At 69.2% G+C, this 19,037-nt stretch carries 16 protein-coding genes; 3 read left to right on the forward strand and 13 right to left on the reverse strand.

Going from position 1 to position 19,037, the window contains the following annotated elements:
* The first annotated feature begins 237 nt into the window (after positions 1-237).
* Entirely contained in the window at positions 238-1,494 is a 1,257-nt protein-coding gene (locus ACFXKA_RS20985) for an MFS transporter (RefSeq protein WP_379428507.1), read from the forward strand.
* Here the strand turns inward: ACFXKA_RS20985 and ACFXKA_RS20990 are convergent.
* The 8 genes from ACFXKA_RS20990 to ACFXKA_RS21025 form a co-directional block, all read right to left on the reverse strand.
* Positions 1,470-3,338 carry a Na+/H+ antiporter gene (locus ACFXKA_RS20990; protein ID WP_379428508.1) on the reverse strand — a complete coding sequence of 623 codons (1,869 nt, stop codon included), beginning with the start codon at positions 3,336-3,338 and terminating at the stop codon, positions 1,470-1,472. The two genes, ACFXKA_RS20985 and ACFXKA_RS20990, sit on opposite strands and share 25 nt — an antisense overlap.
* A gap of 118 nt (positions 3,339-3,456) precedes the next feature.
* Entirely contained in the window at positions 3,457-3,822 is a 366-nt protein-coding gene (locus tag ACFXKA_RS20995) for a hypothetical protein (RefSeq protein WP_379428509.1), read from the reverse strand.
* A gap of 310 nt (positions 3,823-4,132) precedes the next feature.
* A complete protein-coding gene (locus tag ACFXKA_RS21000) occupies positions 4,133-5,023 on the reverse strand; it encodes an alpha/beta fold hydrolase (RefSeq protein ID WP_354833020.1) in 891 nt (296 codons plus the stop codon).
* A 294-nt stretch (positions 5,024-5,317) separates the two neighbouring features.
* Complete coding sequence (locus ACFXKA_RS21005; RefSeq protein WP_379428510.1) at positions 5,318-6,652, reverse strand: pyridoxal-phosphate dependent enzyme; 1,335 nt, start codon at positions 6,650-6,652, stop codon at positions 5,318-5,320.
* Positions 6,652-8,079, reverse strand: coding sequence for a decarboxylase (locus ACFXKA_RS21010; RefSeq protein ID WP_379428511.1), 1,428 nt, complete (start codon positions 8,077-8,079; stop codon positions 6,652-6,654). Before ACFXKA_RS21010 ends, ACFXKA_RS21005 begins: the two co-directional genes overlap by 1 nt.
* Complete coding sequence (locus ACFXKA_RS21015) at positions 8,076-9,326, reverse strand: heavy-metal-associated domain-containing protein (RefSeq protein WP_379428633.1); 1,251 nt, start codon at positions 9,324-9,326, stop codon at positions 8,076-8,078. Before ACFXKA_RS21015 ends, ACFXKA_RS21010 begins: the two co-directional genes overlap by 4 nt.
* A 2-nt stretch (positions 9,327-9,328) precedes the next feature.
* Positions 9,329-10,609, reverse strand: coding sequence for an aminotransferase class V-fold PLP-dependent enzyme (locus ACFXKA_RS21020; RefSeq protein ID WP_379428512.1), 1,281 nt, complete (start codon positions 10,607-10,609; stop codon positions 9,329-9,331).
* Positions 10,610-10,737: 128 nt separating this feature from the next.
* Positions 10,738-11,313: a DUF2599 domain-containing protein gene (locus ACFXKA_RS21025; RefSeq protein ID WP_379428513.1), complete on the reverse strand. Its 576-nt coding sequence runs from the start codon at positions 11,311-11,313 to the stop codon at positions 10,738-10,740.
* Between the two features lie 237 nt (positions 11,314-11,550).
* Between ACFXKA_RS21025 and ACFXKA_RS21030 the strand changes: the two genes are divergently transcribed.
* Positions 11,551-12,009, forward strand: a complete 459-nt coding sequence (locus ACFXKA_RS21030; protein ID WP_354833010.1) for a hypothetical protein — start codon at positions 11,551-11,553, stop codon at positions 12,007-12,009.
* A gap of 90 nt (positions 12,010-12,099) precedes the next feature.
* Here ACFXKA_RS21030 and ACFXKA_RS21035 read toward each other — a convergent pair whose 3' ends face one another.
* Positions 12,100-13,830 (reverse strand): GMC oxidoreductase, encoded by a 1,731-nt coding sequence (locus ACFXKA_RS21035; protein WP_379428514.1) that lies wholly within the window; start codon positions 13,828-13,830, stop codon positions 12,100-12,102.
* A gap of 100 nt (positions 13,831-13,930) precedes the next feature.
* Between ACFXKA_RS21035 and ACFXKA_RS21040 the strand changes: the two genes are divergently transcribed.
* The gene (locus ACFXKA_RS21040) at positions 13,931-14,608 is read left to right on the forward strand and encodes a MerR family transcriptional regulator (RefSeq protein WP_354833006.1); all 678 of its coding nucleotides are present in this window, start codon (positions 13,931-13,933) and stop codon (positions 14,606-14,608) included.
* 20 nt (positions 14,609-14,628) lie between these two features.
* Here the strand turns inward: ACFXKA_RS21040 and ACFXKA_RS21045 are convergent, their stop codons facing one another.
* From ACFXKA_RS21045 to ACFXKA_RS21060, 4 genes are all read right to left on the reverse strand, one after another.
* Entirely contained in the window at positions 14,629-15,999 is a 1,371-nt protein-coding gene (locus ACFXKA_RS21045) for a family 1 glycosylhydrolase (protein ID WP_379428515.1), read from the reverse strand.
* Between the two features lie 322 nt (positions 16,000-16,321).
* The gene (locus tag ACFXKA_RS21050) at positions 16,322-17,641 is read right to left on the reverse strand and encodes a family 1 glycosylhydrolase (RefSeq protein WP_379428516.1); all 1,320 of its coding nucleotides are present in this window, start codon (positions 17,639-17,641) and stop codon (positions 16,322-16,324) included.
* A 7-nt stretch (positions 17,642-17,648) separates the two neighbouring features.
* Entirely contained in the window at positions 17,649-18,473 is an 825-nt protein-coding gene (locus tag ACFXKA_RS21055; RefSeq protein ID WP_379428517.1) for a class I SAM-dependent methyltransferase, read from the reverse strand.
* Complete coding sequence (locus tag ACFXKA_RS21060) at positions 18,470-18,988, reverse strand: hypothetical protein (protein ID WP_379428518.1); 519 nt, start codon at positions 18,986-18,988, stop codon at positions 18,470-18,472. Before ACFXKA_RS21060 ends, ACFXKA_RS21055 begins: the two co-directional genes overlap by 4 nt.
* Between the last annotated feature and the right edge of the window lie 49 nt (positions 18,989-19,037).

Genomic DNA, 19,037 nt, shown 5'->3' on the forward strand with positions numbered 1-19,037 from the left:
CCCCTCACTTTCCTACTCGGAAAGTAAGCGTCCACTTTCCCAGTAGGAAAGTCAAGGGTGGCCGGTGACCGACCGGGCTGTCCGGGTCCGGTGCCGCGAAGAACGTTGCGCACGAAGACGATCGACCGGTGCGGCCGAACGCTGCGACGTCCCATCCCGTGCGCCGGCCACCCATGTCGCGACGACCCGCTCGCGACCACCCGGGCCGAGGGCGGCCGACGGGGGAGACTGTCGGTCATGGCGGATGGGATCGAGTGGGGGCCGGCGGATCGAGCGGCCGGGGTGAATCGGTTGTCGCCGCTGCGGTTCGTGATGGCGTTCGGTGTGGTGAGCATGCTCGCCGACGTCGTCTACGAGGGGGCGCGGTCGATCACCGGCCCGTATCTGGGCACCCTGGGCGCCTCGGCGGCACTGGTCGGCTTCGTCACCGGGGCCGGGGAGGCGGTCGCGCTGGTGTTCCGTCTCGTGACCGGCACGTTGTCCGACCGCACCGGCCGGCACTGGGCATTGTCGATCGCCGGGTACACGCTGACCGTGGTGTCGGTGCCGCTGCTGGCGCTGGCGACCTGGCTGTGGCCCGCCGCGGGCCTGGTGGTCGCCGAACGGTTCGGCAAGGCCGTGCGCGCCCCCGCACGCGACACCATGCTCGCCCAGGCCGCCGGATCGGGCATCGGGCGCGGAAGGGCCTTCGCGGTGCACGAGGCACTCGACCAATCCGGGGCGCTGCTGGGACCGCTGCTGGTCGCGGGCATGATCGCACTCTCCGGCTTCCGGCTCGCATTCGCGGTACTCGCCATTCCCGGCGCGTTGGCGCTGCTCACCCTGGCCTGGCTGCGGCGTGCGGCGCCCCGGCCGGTGGCCTACGAAACCGACCATCACGACGCCGGGACCACCGTGCGAGCCGACGGCCGGTTACCGGGCCGATTCTGGCTCTACGCGGCGTTCACCGCGACCTCGATGGCCGGGTTCGCCACGTTCGGGGTGCTGTCGTTCCACCTGCAGGCCCGTCACGTGCTGCCCGACAGTTTGATCCCGGTCACCTACGCCGCCGCCATGGGTGCGGCGGCACTGGCCGCACTGGCCTCGGGACACCTCTACGACCGGATCGGGTTGCGGGGGCTGGTGATTGCGCTGCCGCTGTCGGCGGTGGTGCCGCTGCTGTCGTTCTCGACCCATGCCGGTCCGGTGTGGGCGGGAGCGATCGTGTGGGGCGCGGCGATGGGCATCCACGAATCCACCCTGCGCGCCGCGGTCGCCGACATGGTCCCCGCCGCGCGCCGCGGCACCGGATACGGCGTGTTCACCGCCGTCTACGGTCTGGCCTGGCTGGCCGGGTCCACCCTGATCGGCGTGCTCTACGGTCATTCGGTGACCGCGGTCGTCGTGTTCACCCTCGCCACACAGTCGATCGCCCTGATGTTGTTCGTGCCCTTGGCCTTCGGCCGTCCATCCCGCCGTCGACCTCGCCGTCAGCCCAGCAGTTCGTCCAGATAGCACCAGCGCCAGGATTCACCGGGCTCGACGCTGCGCATGACCGGGTGACCGGTGTTGTCGAAGTGCTTGGTGGCGTGATTGCCGGGGGAGGAGTCGCAGCAGGCGACATGGCCGCAGTCCAGGCACATGCGCAGGTGGACCCAGACCAGGCCCTCGTCGAGGCATTCGCCGCAGGCGTCGGGGGTGTCGGGAGTGCGGACGCAGGGGGCCTCGCGCAGGTGCTCGCAGGCGCCGGCGGTGACCGGGGAGCTCAGGGGGGTGCCATCGTCCTCGTCGGCCTCGGCGACCCGGTCGATGGTGGACTCCTCGATGTCGAGGGTGGCCATGACCGCCTGCAGGACCTCCTGATCGACCTGGCCCGAATCACGGATGCGCAGCACGGCTTCGCGTTCGGCGGCCAGCATGGCCAGGCGCAGGCGCCGGTACTCGCCGCTGGGGGTGACGCGCTGGGATTCGGAGCGGCCCAGCAACTCCCACGCCGCCTGGGCGCGCACCACCACGCGGTTGCGCAGGGCGTCGACCACGTCCGGCGGGGTCTCGGGGGCGATGTTCTCCTCGAGCGCCTTCAGTCCCGCGACAGTGGCCTGTTGCAGCAGATTCGCTTCCTGCAGGAGGTCTTCGGCCTGACTGGGCCCGCGCAACCGCAGCAACCGCACCAGCCACGGCAGCGACAAGCCTTGCAGCAGCAGCGTTCCGCCCACCACCACGACCGCCAGCAGCCGCAGCGTCGCCAGCTCCGGGGTGTCACCGGGCAGCAGCAGCGCCGCGGCCAGCGTCACCACCCCGCGCATGCCCGCCCACGCCACCACCGCCGGACCGGTCCACTCCGGCTTGGGTTTGCCCTGCCGCCGCCCTTCGACCCGCCAGGCCGCGTAGGTCGCCGGGAACACCCACACCGGGCGCACCACGATCACCGTCACCAGCACCGCCGCACAGGTCCACAGCAGCGTCGAATGCGACAGCCCGCTGTGCCAGGCATCCTCGACCAGATGCCGCACCTGCAGGCCGATCAGCAGGAAAACCGCGCTCTCGAGCAGGAATTGGATGGTGCGCCAGTTGGTGTGCTCGGCGATGCGCGAGGCCGCGCTCTGCCACTGCGGGGCGCCGTGACCCAGGATCAGGCCACAGGTCACCACCGCGATCACACCCGAGGCGTGCACCCCTTCGGCGGGCAGATACGCGATCCACGGCGCCAGCAGCGACACGCTCGTGTCCAGCACCGGATCGCTGATGCGCCGGCGCAGGAACGCCAGCACCATCGCCGCCACCCCGCCGATGAGCGCGCCACCACCGGCCGCGCCGACGAAACTCGCCCCCGCCTCCCACATCGTCACGCTGCCGGCCATGGCGGCCACCGCGGTGCGCAGGGTCACCAGCGCGGTCGCGTCGTTGAACAGCGACTCACCCTCGAGCAGCGTCACGATCCGGCGCGGCATCCCGACCCGGCGCGCCACCGCCGTGGCCGCCACCGCATCGGGCGGGGCCACGATCGCCCCGATCGCCACCGCCGCCGAGAACGGCACCGGCAGCAGCCAATACACCACCCCGCCCACCGCGAACGCGGTGAACAGCACCAATCCCACCGACAGCAGGGTGATCGTGGTCTTCTTCGGCCGGAAGTCCACCAGCGACGTGCGGATCGCCGTCGTGTACAGCAGCGGCGGCAGCAACCCCAGCAACACCAGCTCGGGCGCGACATCGAACTCCGGCACCAGCGGCAGATACGAGCCGATCACCCCGGCGACGGTGAGCACGAACGGCTCACCCAGCCCCAGCCGGCGCGCACCGGCGGCCAATGCGACCGCCACCGACACCAGCAATACGAGTCCGAACGCCCACTCCACGAGATCATCGTGCCAGCCGCCATGACCGATTCCGTCATCGGCTCGCCACCAGCGAACAACCCCGCCCGCCATCGGCGTGCACGGACCCGGCCGGAGTCACCCCGCCGGGCGACCGGAGCTACTCCGCGTGCCCGGACCGCGACCGGGTGATCGCGAAAACCCCGAACCGGGCGGCCAGCGCCACCAGCCACAGCACCACACCGACGAGGTTGAACACCGTCCCGGCATCGGTATAGGTACCGATCAGGATGGAGACGACACCCGCCGAGAAACACACGACGGTGGCGGCATGACAGACGGTCAGAGTGATGCGCAGGTCGGTGTCCGGACCGGCGGCTGGCTCGATGCTGATGGTGAAACTCCTGGCAACGCTGGTGAATTCGACCCCCGGCACCTTAGCGCCCCGCACGCCGAAGTGCAGATTCCACGAGTTCACCGACTTCGCACCGACGCCCGCCCCGATCCCGGTTACCCTGTTGCTCAACACGATTCACCGGCGGGGACCGATGCACGAGGACATCGATCACTACCGGCCCTTCTCCAGTCCAGCCCGTGGCCTCGGCGGAGTGGTGGTCATCGATATGGACCACATGCACAAGTGTGGAGTCTGCCCAGCCGAGGGTGCAATCGGTCAGGATGCCGGGTCCAAAGAGGCGCCACCGCTGGACAAGGGTTGCGGTAGTTATCGCGTGATGGTTCTTTACAGTGGTCGAAGTCGTGGTGGCTCGGGCGTCAGCCGGATTGGTTGACGGGACCACCCGTAACGCCGCCAACCACACGGTTGTGTCGCTGGTTCAACCTTCGCCGTCGCGTTGCGGCGCCCACTCCCGGATCGCGGCGATGATCTGCTCGGGCGCGTCTTCCTGAATGTAGTGGCCCGCGCCCTCCAGGATGACGGTGCGATGCTGGGGAAAGACCCGCTCCCAGCGGCGACGCTCCGGTTCGCGGAACGCCACATCCTTGGTCGGCCACACCAGCAACGCGGGCTTGTCACCCAGGGCGGGCAGCCCTCGCTCGATCTCGGCGAGAAACGGTCGGCTGCCCAGGATTTCGCGAGGGAACACGTGCATCGGACGCCTCGACTCGGACGTCGGGAACGGCCCACGATAGGCGTCCATCACCGACTCCGACAGCTTCCGGCGCCGGACACCGAGCGGTATGAGCCTCTCGACGAAGAAGTTTCGACGCAGAATCAGATAGCTGCCGATCGGACCGCCCAGCGTCCGGGAGAACACCTGCGTTCCCAGATCCGATTTCGGCCAGGCCCAGGTATTGCCGATCACGAACGCGGCGAACCGATCCGGATGCCGCGTCGCGACCGCGAACCCGATCGGCCCGCCCCAATCCTGCACCATGAGCGTCACGCCCGACAGGTCGAGCTCGGTGACGAATCGCTCGACGACCCTCGCGTGCTCGGCGGGCGTGAAACCGTATTCAGGGCCCGGGCGTGAGAGGCCGAACCCGGGGTAATCCAAAGCGATGCAGCGAAATTGGCCGCTGAGATGGGTGATCAACTCACGGTAGAGAAACGACCAGGTGGGGTTACCGTGCAGAAGTAGCAGCGGTGGACCGATGCCTTCGTCGACGTAATGGACGCGAGCGCCGCCCAGGTCGAGATAGCGGTGCTCGAAGGGGTATGAGTCTCGGGGCACCCAGGACGGAATTGCCGGTGTGTCATCGGACATGTCCACCTCCTCGGGCGAAGCATACGGAGTAGCTGCTGCGGATCACGTTCGCGAAACACCCACTCGACCTGATTGATCACCATTGAACGGACTGCAAGCTGAAAACCCGCCGCCGCAAAGAGGCTTTCATGACCGAAAGCGGTGGGTTCCCGACGAAGTAGCTTCAGTCCGGCTGAACCCACGGGAAACGCGCCAGTAAGGAACGTGTCACCAAGTACATGAGCGCCGTAGGCGCTGTGCCCGTGGCGCGGTGCCCCACCGGTCGGGGCCGCCGAGGAGCGGCTGCCCCGTGACTCATTCGGGTCGCGGCGCGGATTCCATGGGTTTGCCCGCATCCCGCCACGCGGTGATGCCGCCCGCGAGGCTGTGCGCGTCGTACCCGGCGCGGCGAGCCAGGGCCGCGAAGCGCCGCGATACCTCACCGACCGGGCAGACGAAAACCACGGGGCGCGAACGCGAGAACGGGATGCCCTGGGTGAGCATGTCGTCGAGGTGGTCGTCGCGAATGTTCAGCGCGCCCGGCACGTGCGCGATCCGGTAGGCCATCGCGCCCCGGGTATCGACGATGGTCGGGCGGGCCGTGCGGTCGAGCTGCTCGAGCTCATCGGGGGACAGCACCGGGGTGGCCCACAATTCGGCCGCGGTCGGGGCCGGCGCGCGCCCGGGTTTGCCGAACAGTTCCGGGCGGCGCTTGCGGATGTAGGACAGATACGGTTCCAGGCGGTCGCAGACGATGACCACCGCGACGAGCGGATCGGCCTGGGCGGCAGGCTGTTCCAGGGTCCCGAGGAACTCCAGGGCCGCGGCATAGGTCGCGCCGCTGGTGGGTCCGGCGAGCACACCGTGCCCCGTGGCCAGTTCGAGCGTCGCGTCGACCGCGCGCCCGGCCTCGACCGCCATGATGCGGTCGTAGAAATCGGGCTGGAACAGCCCCACATCCCACATCTCGGTCTCCGAGCGGATACCGGGAATGAAATCGGAGCGCTCCGACACCACCGCGATGGTCTTCAATTCCGGATTGTGTTTGCGCAGAAACGTCGCCGTGCCGCGCGTCGACCCGGTGGTGCCCAGCCCGCCGATCAGATAGTCGACCCGGGTGATGCCGTCACGCGCCAGATCCTCGTGGATCTCCCGCCCGGTCCCGTGATGGTGCGCCTCGATGTTCTTCTCGCTGGTGTACTGCGACGGGTGATACCAGCCCCCGGGCGTGCGCGCCATGGTCGATTCGATGACCGAGTACACGTCGTTGGGCGCGGTCGGATCCGGGCACTCCGACAAACCGGGCAGCTCCTCGATGTCGGTGCCCAGCAACTGCAACAGCTCCCGCACCTCGGCGACCCTGATCCGATTGGTCACCGCCCGCAACCCGATCCCGTGCATGGCCGCCAGAATGCGCAGCGCCTTGGCGGTATTGCCGCTCGAGGCCTCGATCAACGTCTTCTTCTGCGCGACGATGTCGTCCAGATCGTCGCGGATCATGCCCCACGCCACCCGGTCCTTCACCGACCCGAACGGGTTGTAGAACTCCAGTTTCGCGTACAGCTCCACGTGCGCGAGCCCGTGCACGGCCGGATCCAGCCGCAGCAGTGGGGTATTGCCGATCAGTTCGGTGATGTGGTCGTAGCGCATCAGTGCACCTCGTGCCAGTCGACGTCGCGGCCCACCGAGAACGTCCCGGACCGCTGTACCACCGCCAGTTTCGGCGGCACCGGATGCATGGACGCACGCGCTGCCGACAAATCCATGTGGTAGGCAGCGGTATTGGGGAAGACCACGAAGTCCCCGGGAGCGGGCAGCCGCGGCAGCCACACCTTGTGATTGGTGATCAGATCCCGCTCCAGGCACAAACGCCCGGCCAGGAACACCCCCGCCGCACCGGAACTCGGGTCCGGGACATCGCGGGCGGGGACCAGGATCGGGTCCACCATCACCTCCTGATCGGCCGGGGTGACGGTGTCGCGACTCAGATCCAGATTCACCAGCGTACTGCCGTCCGCGGTCTCCTTCACGAATTCCACCCGCGCCACCGTGATTCCGGCATGATCGACCAGCGCCTTGCCCGGCTCCAGCCAGATCTCGATCGAGTTCTCCCCAGCCACCTGTGCAAAAGTGCGGCCCCCTTGCGATTCCAGCCCCGTATCCAGCAGGTCTGCCAGCATCCGGTCGGCACTCACAATGTTGGCGTATTTGTGAAAAACCGGTGTCCCGTGCACCGCGCCGTCCTCGAGATGGAACCCGAAGGTGTTGCCGCCCCATGTCATCGGCTCACCACGCCCCACCAGCGATTCCCGCAACGCGTGCACATACGCATCGAACGCATCCGCGTCCGCGGTGAACACCTGCCGGAACCCGCCCCCGATATTCAGCACCGACGGCGCGAGCCCGTACCCGTACGCGCGCTCAGTTAACATCAGGCAACTCTCCACCGCCCGCACCCGCTCGGCCGGTTCCCCCGAATCCAGGTGAAAGGCGAACCCGCGGAACTCGATCCGCTCCCGCTGCGCCGCCAGCAGCGCCAGCACGGCATCGACGCGATGCAGCGGCACCCCGAACCGGCTGACCGGAGTCCCCGCGAACCCGCACACCCGCACCAGCACCGGCACCGGCACCCGCGTCGGCGCCAGCGCCGCAATGCGTTCCAGCTCCCACGCATTGTCCACGTTGATCGTCACCCCGCTGCCCACCAGCTCCCGCACGAACCCCTCACCCTTGGGTCCGGTCACCTCGATCCGCTCGGGCTCGAACCCCGCCTTCAGCGCACTGTCGAGCTCCGCCGCCGAGGCCACATCGATCCCGGCGCCCGCCGCCCGCGCCGCCTCCACGAATGTCCGAGACTGATTCACCTTGTGCGCGTAGCAGATCCGGAAACCCGGCACCCGGGCGGCCAGCTCCGTACGCAACCGCTCCAGGTTCTCCGCGAACACCTGCGGAAACACCAGATGCGCGGGCGAGCCGAACTCGGCCACCGCGTCGGCCACCGCGTGCGGCGCGGCCACGAACTCCCGCACCAGCGCATGCATCTTCGCCGGCAGTCCCGGCGGTGCGGCAGCCGTCATACGGCGGATTCGCTGGTCGCGGGTGTGACCGCGGTCGGGTTGTAGCCGCTGTCGCGCAAGGCCTCGAACACGCGATGGCGGTTGCGGGGGCTGCGGAACTCCGCGACCACCCGCTTGCTGTTCAGGTCGATGTCCTGCACGCCCACGCCCATCGACTCCAGCACCCCGGTGATGGTGCGGATGCAGTGCTTGCAGGTCATGTCGGGCACATAGAACACCTGGTCCTCGGCGGTGAGTTCCGCGGTGTCCGAACCGGTGTCGGCCGCCACCTCGGCGACGGTGACCCGGTCCACGATGCGGGTGAACACATCGGTGAACGTGTCGATCACCACCGGCAGGATGCTGTAGTGCTCCCCGTCGAGCTGATGCGGCATGGCCGCCAGGCACGCCGGGCGTGTCCCGGGCGGCAGCAGTGCGTACTGGCGCGAGATCAGATCCAGCTCGTCGTGGTATTTCGTGATGGCCTCGGCCACGGTCAAACCCTCGGTGTGGGTGGCGCGGCGCATGACCCGGTGCGCGTCCTCGATGGTCATGTCCTTCATCGCGCGCAGCGTCGCCACCGTCTCGGCCGAATACCGTACGGTCCCATCGGGTTGGGTGGACAGCCTCACCGCGATCATGCCGCGCCGGTAGCTCGAGGCCTGCAGCTCCCAGAACCAGCGCGTCGCCACCGCGCCGTAGATCCCCGAATCCCGCATGCCGACCGCGAATTCGGCCGGCGTCCGATACGGCGTCCACCGCGCCAGCAGCGCGTGCTGGGCCAGCGCTCGCCCCGCCGCCTCGATGCCCACCCGGAAGATCTCCAACGGCTCGTGGTCGGTGGTGGTGCCCTCGAGTACCGCCTCGTCGCGCGGCGTCAGCTCCGAGATGCGCCGGGCCAGTGCGGTATCGGCCTGCAGCGCGTGCCACAGCGTCAGCACCGTCTCGCGCATGGCGATGGGCACGATCGCGCCCAGGCCGCCCACCCGGTAGTGCCCGGTATTGGGGATCCCGTCGCTGTCGGTCCAGGCGATGCGATGGGTCGCGCTGGTCACCTGGTCGGCGCGGCACGGGCGCATGAACCGTTCCAGGTACAGCCGCTGCGACAGCGTCAGGTGCGAGCCCGGTTCCGATTGCAGTGCCGCGCACGTGTATTCGATGTGCCGCGGCGGCGGCAGCACCGGGGGCGCGCCCAGGCCGGGCCGGGCCAGCGCGGCCAGCACCCGGGAGGCGGCACGCCGGTCGTAGCGGGGTTCGGGGCCGGACATGGTCAAGAGACCTCCTCGGCAATCGTGGCGACACACTCGGTGAACCGGTCGATCTCGTCGACGGTGTTGTAGACATGGGTGCTGACCCGCACCGAGTCCTCGTCCATCGGCACATCGTCGGCGGGCACGCAGTGCGCACCGGTGCGCACCAGGAACCCGAGCTCGCTCAGCACGAACCCGAGATCGGTGGCGCTGATCCCGTCCAGGGTGAAAGACACTATCCCGTAGCCGGTTTCGCACGGCGCATGCGCCGGACCCGGCAGGAACTCCACACCCGGGATCGGGCGCAAACCCGCGATCAGCCGCTGCGTCAGCGCTCGATTGTGGCCCGCGACGGCATCCAGGCCCAGGTCGTCGAGCACCTCGAGGGCAGCGCCGAGCGCGAGGATGCCGGGGATGTTGTGGGTGCCGCCCTCGAGCAATTGCGGCATCGAACCGGCCAGCAGCCCCGAATCACCCAGCGACACCGCCGAATTGCCGCCCGGCAGAAACGGTGTCAGTTCATCGTGGCGCCGGCGGCGGCAGTACAGCACCCCGGTCCCGGGCGCCCCGAACATCTTGTGCGCGGAGAACACCGCGAAATCCGCGTCCAGCTCGGCCACCCGCACCGGCAGATGCCCGCCGGACTGGCTGCAGTCGAAACACAGCGCGATCGCCGGATCGATGCGCCCGCGCAACTCCTCGAGGGTGGTCAGCGCCCCGAACACATGATGCAGATGCCCCACGGTGATCAGCCGGGTACGGGGCGTGATGCGCGCGGCCACATCCTCGACATCGGCCTCGCCCAGCTCGGTGACCCGGTAGGGCACCAGCCGGATCGTGCGCCCGAACCCGCCCAGCAACCGCCGCAGGTGATGCCACGGGTACACGTTCGAGGCGTGATCGCGTGGGCTGTAGAGGATTTCGTCGCCGTCGCGCAACGTGGTCAGCCCCCACGACAGCGCCACCGCATTGAGACCGGCCGTGGACCCGCTGGTGAACACCACCTCATCCGCTGCGGCCCCGATGAATTCGGCCATCCGCTCCCGCACCGTCTCGATGCGATGGGTCAGGCTGCTCGCCCACGGGTAGGTGCCGCGTCCGGCATTGGCGGTGCGTTCACTGTGATAGCGGTGCACCGCGCGGATCACCGGCAGTGGCTTCTGGGTGGTGGAGGCCGAATCGAGGTAGATGTTCGAGGTTTCGGTCAGCGCGGGGAAGAGCCCGCGCAGAGGCGGGCGCGCCGGTCCCCGGGCGGCGGCGGGCGGCGTGGGCGTAGAGGTCGCGGCTGCGGAAGCGCGCACCGGAACCCTCCCTCCCAGGAGTTCGCGCTGGACGTCACCAACGATACGCACATTTGCCGGTGCGCTCGAAGGTTCTCGCGGGCAACCGCTTTCGTCGGTACGGCTTCGTTACCGCATCGAACGACCGCTCAGCGGTCGGGCCCGCCCGGATTGCACAGGGCCGCCACGGTCGCGTCGTACCCCACCGCGGGCCGCCACGGTTCGAGATTCCAGCTGGTCTTGTCCGGTTGGACCACTCGTGCCCACTCCCAGTGGCAGCGGAACTGGTCGTACATGCCGGGGGAATCGGCGTCGGGCGTGGAGGTGAGCACCTCCTGCCAGGCCCGCCCCAGCGCGGCGGGGAAGGTGTCGGAGCGCCCGGCCTGGGTCGGATAGACCCGCAACCGGCGGCCGTCGGAATCGTCGGACCACTGGGCGTGGTCGATGAGCGGCTGATCCGCGAACGGATCCGCCGCCGGCACCCCGGGCGTGGTCGGCGACGGATTCGCGATCGGCGCGGACGAACCGGTGGGCTGGAGTGTGTCGGTGGCCTGGGCGGAGGCGGTGGGCGGGGAACCGGCGACGGTCGAGGGGTGCGGCGCCAGCGTCAGCGAACTCACCACCACCGGCGGCGAATCCTCGGCCGCCCCGCAACCGGTCAGTACCAGTGCCAGCGCGAGCACAGGTGGGCCACCCGCGAGCTTCCAGCGCCGCCGCATGGGCATTCGCCCCTTTCTTCCGATCCGTCGGGCCTGGATCCGACGCTACCAGCGGAGATTACGCACATACCGTACTCGCGAGTAGATAGGAACTTCGGCGTTCCGAGTCCGCCCGCGCTGGTGCATTGGCCCAGACAGCACCTACGATGTCACGCGCAGGGCGGTTCGTGAAAGACAGGACCGTCCGGCACCCTTGGTACCGGATGGTTGCTGACTGGCAGGGGAACAATGAACGCCGCGACTGTGAAATTGCTTGTGTGGGAGTGCGACAACACCCTGTGGGACGGGGTGGTCTGCGACTCCACCGCAGGCGCGCTGCGCGCCGAGGCCGCGCGCTCGCTGCGCATCCTCAACGAGCGCGGCGTCATGCACGCCGTCGCCTCCCGCGGCGAATGGGCCTGGACGGTAGAGCAATTGCGCCGCCACGGCGTGGCCGAGCGCTTCGCCGCCGTCGAGGTCGGCTGGGGCCGCAAGTCCGCGGCCATCACCCGCATCGCCGAAACCCTGGGCGTGGGCCTGGACCAGGTCGGCTACATCGACGCCGAACCGCTCGAGCGCAGCGAGGTCGCCCACGCCCTGCCGCAGGTGCGCTGCTACGCCGCCCGCCACGTGGATGTGCTTGCCGCGCTGCAGGAATTCCGCGCTCCCGTCGGCGACGTCCCGCCGCCCACCTCCCCGATGGCCCACATCCACGCCCGCTGACCAGCGCGCTGTCGCCGGCACCGACCAGCGCGACGTCACAGGCCCGCCGATCGGAAACGATCGACGGGCCTGTGCTGTAGCCGGTGTGGATCAGGCGGGGGTGGATTCGGTCCCGCCGCTGCGGATCTCGACGATGGGCAGTATCAGCGCCGCCGGGGCGGTCGCCGGGACCATCGGCTGCACCGGTGCAACGGGTGCAATACGGGCGTAGCCCGCGGCCTGCGACGGGCGGGTGTCGGCCTCGCCCTTGTTGGGCCACAGCGCCGCCGCGCGCTCGGCCTGCGCGGTGATGGTCAGCGACGGGTTCACGCCCAGGTTCGCCGAGACCGCCGCACCGTCGACAACGCTCAGGGTCGGATAGCCGTAGACGCGGTGGTAGGGGTCGATGACACCGTGGTCGGCGTCCGCGCCGATCGCCGCGCCGCCCAGGAAGTGGGCGGTCAGCGGGATATTGAACACCTCACCCCAGGAACCGCCGGCGACACCGCCGATCTTGTCCGCGACGGCGCGGGTGACCTGGTTGCCGACCGGGATCCAGGTCGGATTCGGTTCGCCGTGGCCCTGTTTGGAGGTCAGCTTGCGCCCGAACAGGCCCCGCTTGGTGTAGGTGGTGATGGAGTTGTCCAGATGCTGCATGACCAGCGAGATGATGGTGCGCTCGCTCCAGTTGCGCACCGACAGGAACTGCAGCAGCGTCAGCGGGTGTAGCAGCACCGTCCACAGGAACCGCAGCCAGCGCGGGATCTTGCCGCCGCCGTCGACCATGAGCGTCTGCAGCAGGCCCATCGAGTTCGAGCCCTTGCCGTAGCGGACCGGCTCGATGTGGGTGTCGGGGGTGGGGTGGATCGAGGAGGTGATGGCCACGCCGCGGGTGAAGTCCACATCCGGGTTCACCTTGCGGGTGGCCGCGCCCACGATGGACTCGGAGTTGGTGCGGGTCAGCACGCCCAGCCGCGGCGAGAGCTGCGGCAGCACGCCCTTGTCGCGCATGGCGAACAGCAGCTGCTGGGTGCCGCGGGTGCCGGCGGCCAGCACCACGTGCTTGGCGGTGTAGGTCTTGGGCTGTTTGCGCAGCCAGGCGCCGGTGCGCTCGGTCTCCACGTCCCAGGTGCCGTCGGGCAGCGGTCGCACGGTGGTGACCGTGGTCATCGGGAAGACCTGCGCGCCACCCTTTTCCGCCAGGTACAGGTAGTTCTTGACCAGGGTGTTCTTGGCGTTGTGGCGGCAGCCGGTCATGCACTCGCCGCATTCGATGCAGCCGGTGCGGTTCGGGCCCGCGCCGCCGAAGAACGGGTCGGGCACGGTCTTGCCCGCCTCGCCGAAGAACACGCCGACCGGGGTCTGCACGAAGGTATCGCCCACCCCCATGTCCTCGGCGACCTGCTTGAACACCTCGTCGGCGGGGGTCATGTGCGGGTTGGTGACCACGCCGAGCATCTTGCGGGCCTGGTCGTAGTAGGGCATGAGTTCGTCGTGCCAGTCGGTGATCTCGCGCCACTGCGGGTCCTGGAAGAACGGGGCCGGAGGCACGTAGAGGGTGTTGGCGTAGTTCAGTGAGCCGCCGCCCACGCCCGCGCCCGCGAGGATGAGGACATCGCGCAGCGGGTGGATGCGCTGAATCCCGAAGCAGCCCAGCTTCGGCGCCCACAGGAACTTGCGCAGGTCCCAGCTGGTGTCGGGAAGCTGGTCGTCGGCGAAACGCTGACCGGCCTCGAGCACACCGACGGTGTAACCCTTCTCGGTGAGGCGCAGTGCGCTCACGCTGCCGCCGAATCCTGACCCGACGATGAGCACGTCGAAATCGGTGTCGCGTTGGGTCATGGATTCTCCCTTGTCGTCGTCGACAGTGTGGCGGCGGTTACGCTAATGCGGACAGTTGTAGCTGTCAACGTTCGTCGATAGTGGTATCTATGCTGTTCGGGTGGATCGATACAGCCGCCTGCAACTCGCCGAACTCAGCGGTGTGGCCGCCCGCACCATCCGGTACTACCACTCGGTCGGCGTGCTGCCCAGGCCCGGCCGGGCCGGCAAGGAAGCTGTCTATGGTCCCGAACACCTCGAACGGCTGCACGCCATCACCGCCATGCAGGCGCGCGGGCTGCGCCTGGACGCGATCCGCGAGGTGTTCGAGGCCGAGGTACCCGGCGACGGCGACTGGCGTGAGGTCTTCGATCCGCGCTACAGCGCCGAGGCCGACACCGGCACGATCCTCGACGACGAGGCCCTGACCGAACTGCTCGGCGATCGCCGCCCCGAGATCCTCGACGATCTGCTCGCCGCGGGCTACCTCGAGCGCGCCGGCGAGCGCTGGCGGGTGCCCGAACCGGCCATGCTCACCGGCGCGCTCGTCCTCTACGACGTGGGCACCGACATCGCCCTGTCGGGCGTGCTGCGCAAGCTGATCCGCGCCCATATCGCCACCCTGGCCGACGAGATGATCCGCGTCGTCCGAGAGGCCGCGGGTGCGGAGTACAGCGGCGAGGGCGTGGACCTGGATCTCGATCGCTTCCGCGACCGGTTCCGGGCCGCGGCCCGGGAGGTCGGCGGGGTCACCCTGGTGGAGGAGATCGAACGCGCGGTGCGTGAACTCGACCGCTGAACCCCGCCGCGGCGGCTGTGTCAGGGCGCGGGGGCCGGGACCGCGCTGGGGACGGTGACGGGGGAGTCGCAGCTGGCGGGCGGATCCACCAGGTGGCAGTCCGAGGGGAGGCGCACCGGCTCGTAGCCGGCGGGCACGCCGCCCGCGGTGATGATCTGGCGGTAGGTGCCCACGGCGTCGGTGGGCTTGCGGGTCAGGCTCGGATCGGTGAGCACGTCGACGGTGTAGAGGCCGAAACGCGGTGTGTAGGAACCCCACTCGTAGTTGTCGGTGAGGCTCCAGTAGTTGTAGCCGACCAGGTTCATGCCGTCGGCCTTGGCGCGCTGCAGCCAGTAGACGGTGTCGCGCAGGTGATCCGAGCGGGTGTAGCCGTCGGCGCGGGGTTTGCCGTTCTCGGTGGGCATCCCGTTCTCCACCACCCACAGCGGCTTGCCCGGGAACTTCTGCGAATAGTGTTGCAGCGCGTAGTAGATGCCCTCGGGCCGGATGGGCAGCTCCCACATCCCGGGCGGCGGGGCGGCCGAACCGTCGGGCAGGTTGACGGCATTGGTCTTCGGCGGCTCGAGGCCGAAGTAGTAGTCCACACCGATGAAGTCGAGCTTGTCGCCGATGCGGTCCATGAGCGGGCCGTTGACCTGCGACTCCGAACCGGCCACGTACCCGACGTTGCTGGTGACCAGCGCCTTGGGCTGCACCTGGTGGATGTAGTCGTAGATCTGGTTGTGCACCTGGGCGACCTTGTCGAGCATCTGGTCGGCGTCGGTGTCGTTCTGGCGCACCTCGTGCATGATGTAGGCGACCGGCTCGTTCACCGTGACCCACACCGGATTTCGCGAGGCGTAGCGGTCGACCACCTTGCGGGCGTTGGCCAGCCAGTCGTCCACCATGCCGGGATTGCGCCAGCCGCCGCGCTCGGCCACCCAGCCCGGATACACCCAATGGTCCAGTGTCAGCATGGGTTCCATGCCGTTGGCCACGATGTCGTCGACGAGCCGGTCGTAGAAGGCGAACCCGTCCTCGTCCCAGACCCCGGGCTCGGGCTGCAGCCGCGCCCATTCGATGCCGATGCGGAACACCTTCGACCCCAGGCTCGCGGCCAAGGCGACGTCACCGGGGTAGCGGGAGCGGAAGTCGATGGCGTCGCGGTAGCGGTCCCAGCCGGGATTGGCGTCGATGTAGCGCATCCAGTTGCTGTCGGGCGCATGCCCCTCGGACTGGAATCCCGATGCGGCCACGCCCCACAGGAAGTCCGGGCCCAGGCTGCCGCGCGTGCCGGCCGCGGCGGCGGGCGGGGGTGTGGCCGGGGTGGCGTAAGCGACGCTCGCCACCGGGAGCAGCATCGCCGCGGCCGCGAGCCCGGCCAGGACGAGGCGGTGCAGTCGTCTGCGCATCGGGGCTCCTCCTCCGGGACGGGTGGTCGGAATGTCCCGAATCGGAGCGTAGCTGCCGGTTAACTGAATTTCGGGGCAGCGGCGGGCGTGTCGCGCTGTGCGACCGGTCTCCCCGAGCCGCGATCGGTGTCCGGTTTTCCGGTCCGGAAAACCCGATCGGGGCCGTCACCAGCCACTTTACCTGTCTGCGCGCGGTATGAGGTGGCGGTGCCGGTCGGTGGACGCCTACCGTTTCGAGTCGTACCGGCCTGTGGCCCAAGCAGTTCCACGAGGGAAAGTCGCAGTCCGGCGCAACCAGCCGGCTGTCGAGTGTGTTGCGGAGTCAACGGGGCAGGGTGACCGGGTCGGCGCAGCTGTCGAGGGCGTCCACCAGCGAGCAGGACGCGGGCGGCCGGGTCGGCAGGTAGCCGGCGGGCACGCCGGAGTCGTGGGTGATGGCGCGGTAGGCGTCCACGGCATCGGTGGGGCGGCGCGTCAGGCTCGGATCGGTGCGCACGTCCACCGTGTAGAGGCCGAAACGTGGTGTGTAGGAACCCCACTCGTAGTTGTCGGTGAGACTCCAGTAGTTGAAGCCGATGACGTTCATGCCGTCGGCCCTGGCCCGCTGCAGCCAGTAGACGGTGTCGCGCAGGTCGTCGGCGCGGGTGTAGCCGTCGGCGCGGGGTGCGCCGTTCTCGGTGGGCATGCCGTTCTCCACGATGTAGAGCGGCTTGCCGGGGAAGCGGTGGGCGAAGTGGCGCAGCGTGTAGTACAGGCCGTCGGCCTGCAGCGGCAGCTTCCACAGCGCCGAGGCGGCGAAATTGGTGTACTCGGCGGCCGTGTCGGGCGACAGACCGTAGTAGTAGTCGATGCCGACGAAATCCAGCTTGGCCGCGATCGCATCGAGCATGGCGCCGTTGACGATCGGGTCCGCGGCGGGCACGTAGGCGACATTGCTGGTCACCATCGCGTCGGCCTGGCGGGCGTGGATGTAGTCGTAGATGCTGTTGTGCGCCTCCGCGAGTCGCGCCTGCATGGCCGGTACGTCGGCGGCGGGCAGCCCGCCGTTGCGGACCTCGTTCATGAGGTAGGCGAAGGGCTCGTTGATGGTGACCCACATCGGATCGTCGCCGGCGTAACGGTCGACCACCGTGCGCATGTTCGCCATCCAGTCCTCGACCATGCCCGGATTCGCCCATCCGCCGCGATCGGCTTCCCATCCCGGGTACACCCAGTGGTCGAGGGTGATCATCGGCCGCATCCCGGCGGCCCGGATGGCCGCGATCACCCTGTCGTAGAAGGCGAATCCGTCCGCGTCCCACACCCCCGGCCGCGGCTGCACCCGCGCCCATTCGATGCTGAGCCGGTAGGTGTCGACGCCCAGATTCGCGGCCAGCGCGATATCGGAGGCATACCGGTCGTAGAAGTCGACGCTGTCGCCGTAGCGGTCGTCATCCGGGTGGGTGTCCACGTACCGGCGCCAATTGCTGTCGGGCGCACGGCCTTCGTTCTGGAACCCCGCCGCGGCCACACCCCAGTGGAAGTCGGGGCCCAGCGCGGGCAGGTCCGCTGCCGCGGGCACCGCGCCGGCGGGAGCGCCGGTCGCGAACAAGGCCGTGGCGGCGGCCAGGACGACGGCATGGCGGCGGGAGTGCGTGCGCATGGGCTCCTCATTCGGCGGGCAGCGAATCGGGCAGGCGTCCGGCATTATTGCCGACGCGCGCCCACACAACCCGAGGTTCGACCGAATAGTCCGGTCCGGGCGCGACGCCGAGATAGCGGGAGGCTAACGCGCCGCCGGTCAGATCCGCCAAAACCACCCACCCCGTGTCGCGCAAGAGCCGTTCGACACCGGTCGAAGCCCACGGCGGCATATCGAAGACGATCTCGGCACCGCCAGGGCACTGCGACAGCATCCGCAATACCGACTCGACCGCCCCGCCCTGGCAGTGGGTGAAGCCGCCGGAGCCGAGGCTTCCGCCGCCGATACGACGCCGCCGCATGCCCGGCACTTCATGGAGACCATCGAATCCCGATGCGCGCCGGGCAAAGTCGGCCGCCTCGCGTGCCGCCGCCTCGCCGACTCCTGCACGAGTGCCCGGATCCTCGGAGCGCGGATCCGCGAGGACGATGACGAACACGGACTGCTCGGGACGGAATCCCGGTGTGTGTCGCGGGATTTCCGGCATGCCGGTCCCGGACGTCGCGTCGTTGCGCGACGAGGCGGAGCGAGACCGGACGAAATCGTTTGTCGCCGCGTTGCTTTCGAAATCCTCGGCGGTGGCTCGGTAGACGTGGAGGCCGGGATAGGGATTGTGGGCGGCGAACGTGTCCAGTGCCGTGCCGAACACCACCACCTGGCGCGTCCCGGCGGAGACGGCGTCGGCGAGCCGATCCTCGGCGTAGCGCTGCCGGGCGGCCGCGAGCAGCCGCCGGCGCGCCCGGTCACAGCGGGCGCGCGGGGTCTCGGTGGCGGACACGGCGAGGACGCTCACTCGGCGGGCTGGTCGCCGTGCGGATTCGGGCCCCAGCCCGGGCGGCCGGGGCCGCGGTGCTGCGGGTGGTCCGGACCGCCCGGTTGCCCGGGCCCGCCGAAGGGCCGGCCCGGAATCTGCGGCATGCCGGGCATTTTCGCCCAGTCGGGCGGCTCCGGCATGGGTGGCAGCTGTGGCATCTCGGGCATGGGCGGGATCGGTGGCGCCGGCGGGATCTGGATGCCCGCGGCGGGCCCGCCGAAGCGCTGGAACGCGGCTTGGCGTGAGGTGCCGAAGATTTCGCCGATCTCGGCCCAGGTGCGGCCTTCCTCGCGGGCCTGGCGGACCAGGGAGCGCAGCACATCGTCGACGACGCCGTCGAGGCTGCGGGCCGCACGCAGTGCGGCCATGACCGACGGCGCGGGCTCGCCGTCGCCGGGCCGCAGCACCTCGGCGACGAAATCGGCATTGGTGGACAACAGTTTTGCCAGGACCGCGCGTTCGTCGGCGGGGTCTCTGTGCCGGGGATCAGTCATATGTCAATGCTGCCTTTACATGAAATCTCCTGTCAAGAAATGATTTACA

Origin of the sequence: Nocardia sp. NPDC059228 (assembly GCF_042754245.1) — a bacterium.
Taxonomy (GTDB): domain Bacteria; phylum Actinomycetota; class Actinomycetes; order Mycobacteriales; family Mycobacteriaceae; genus Nocardia.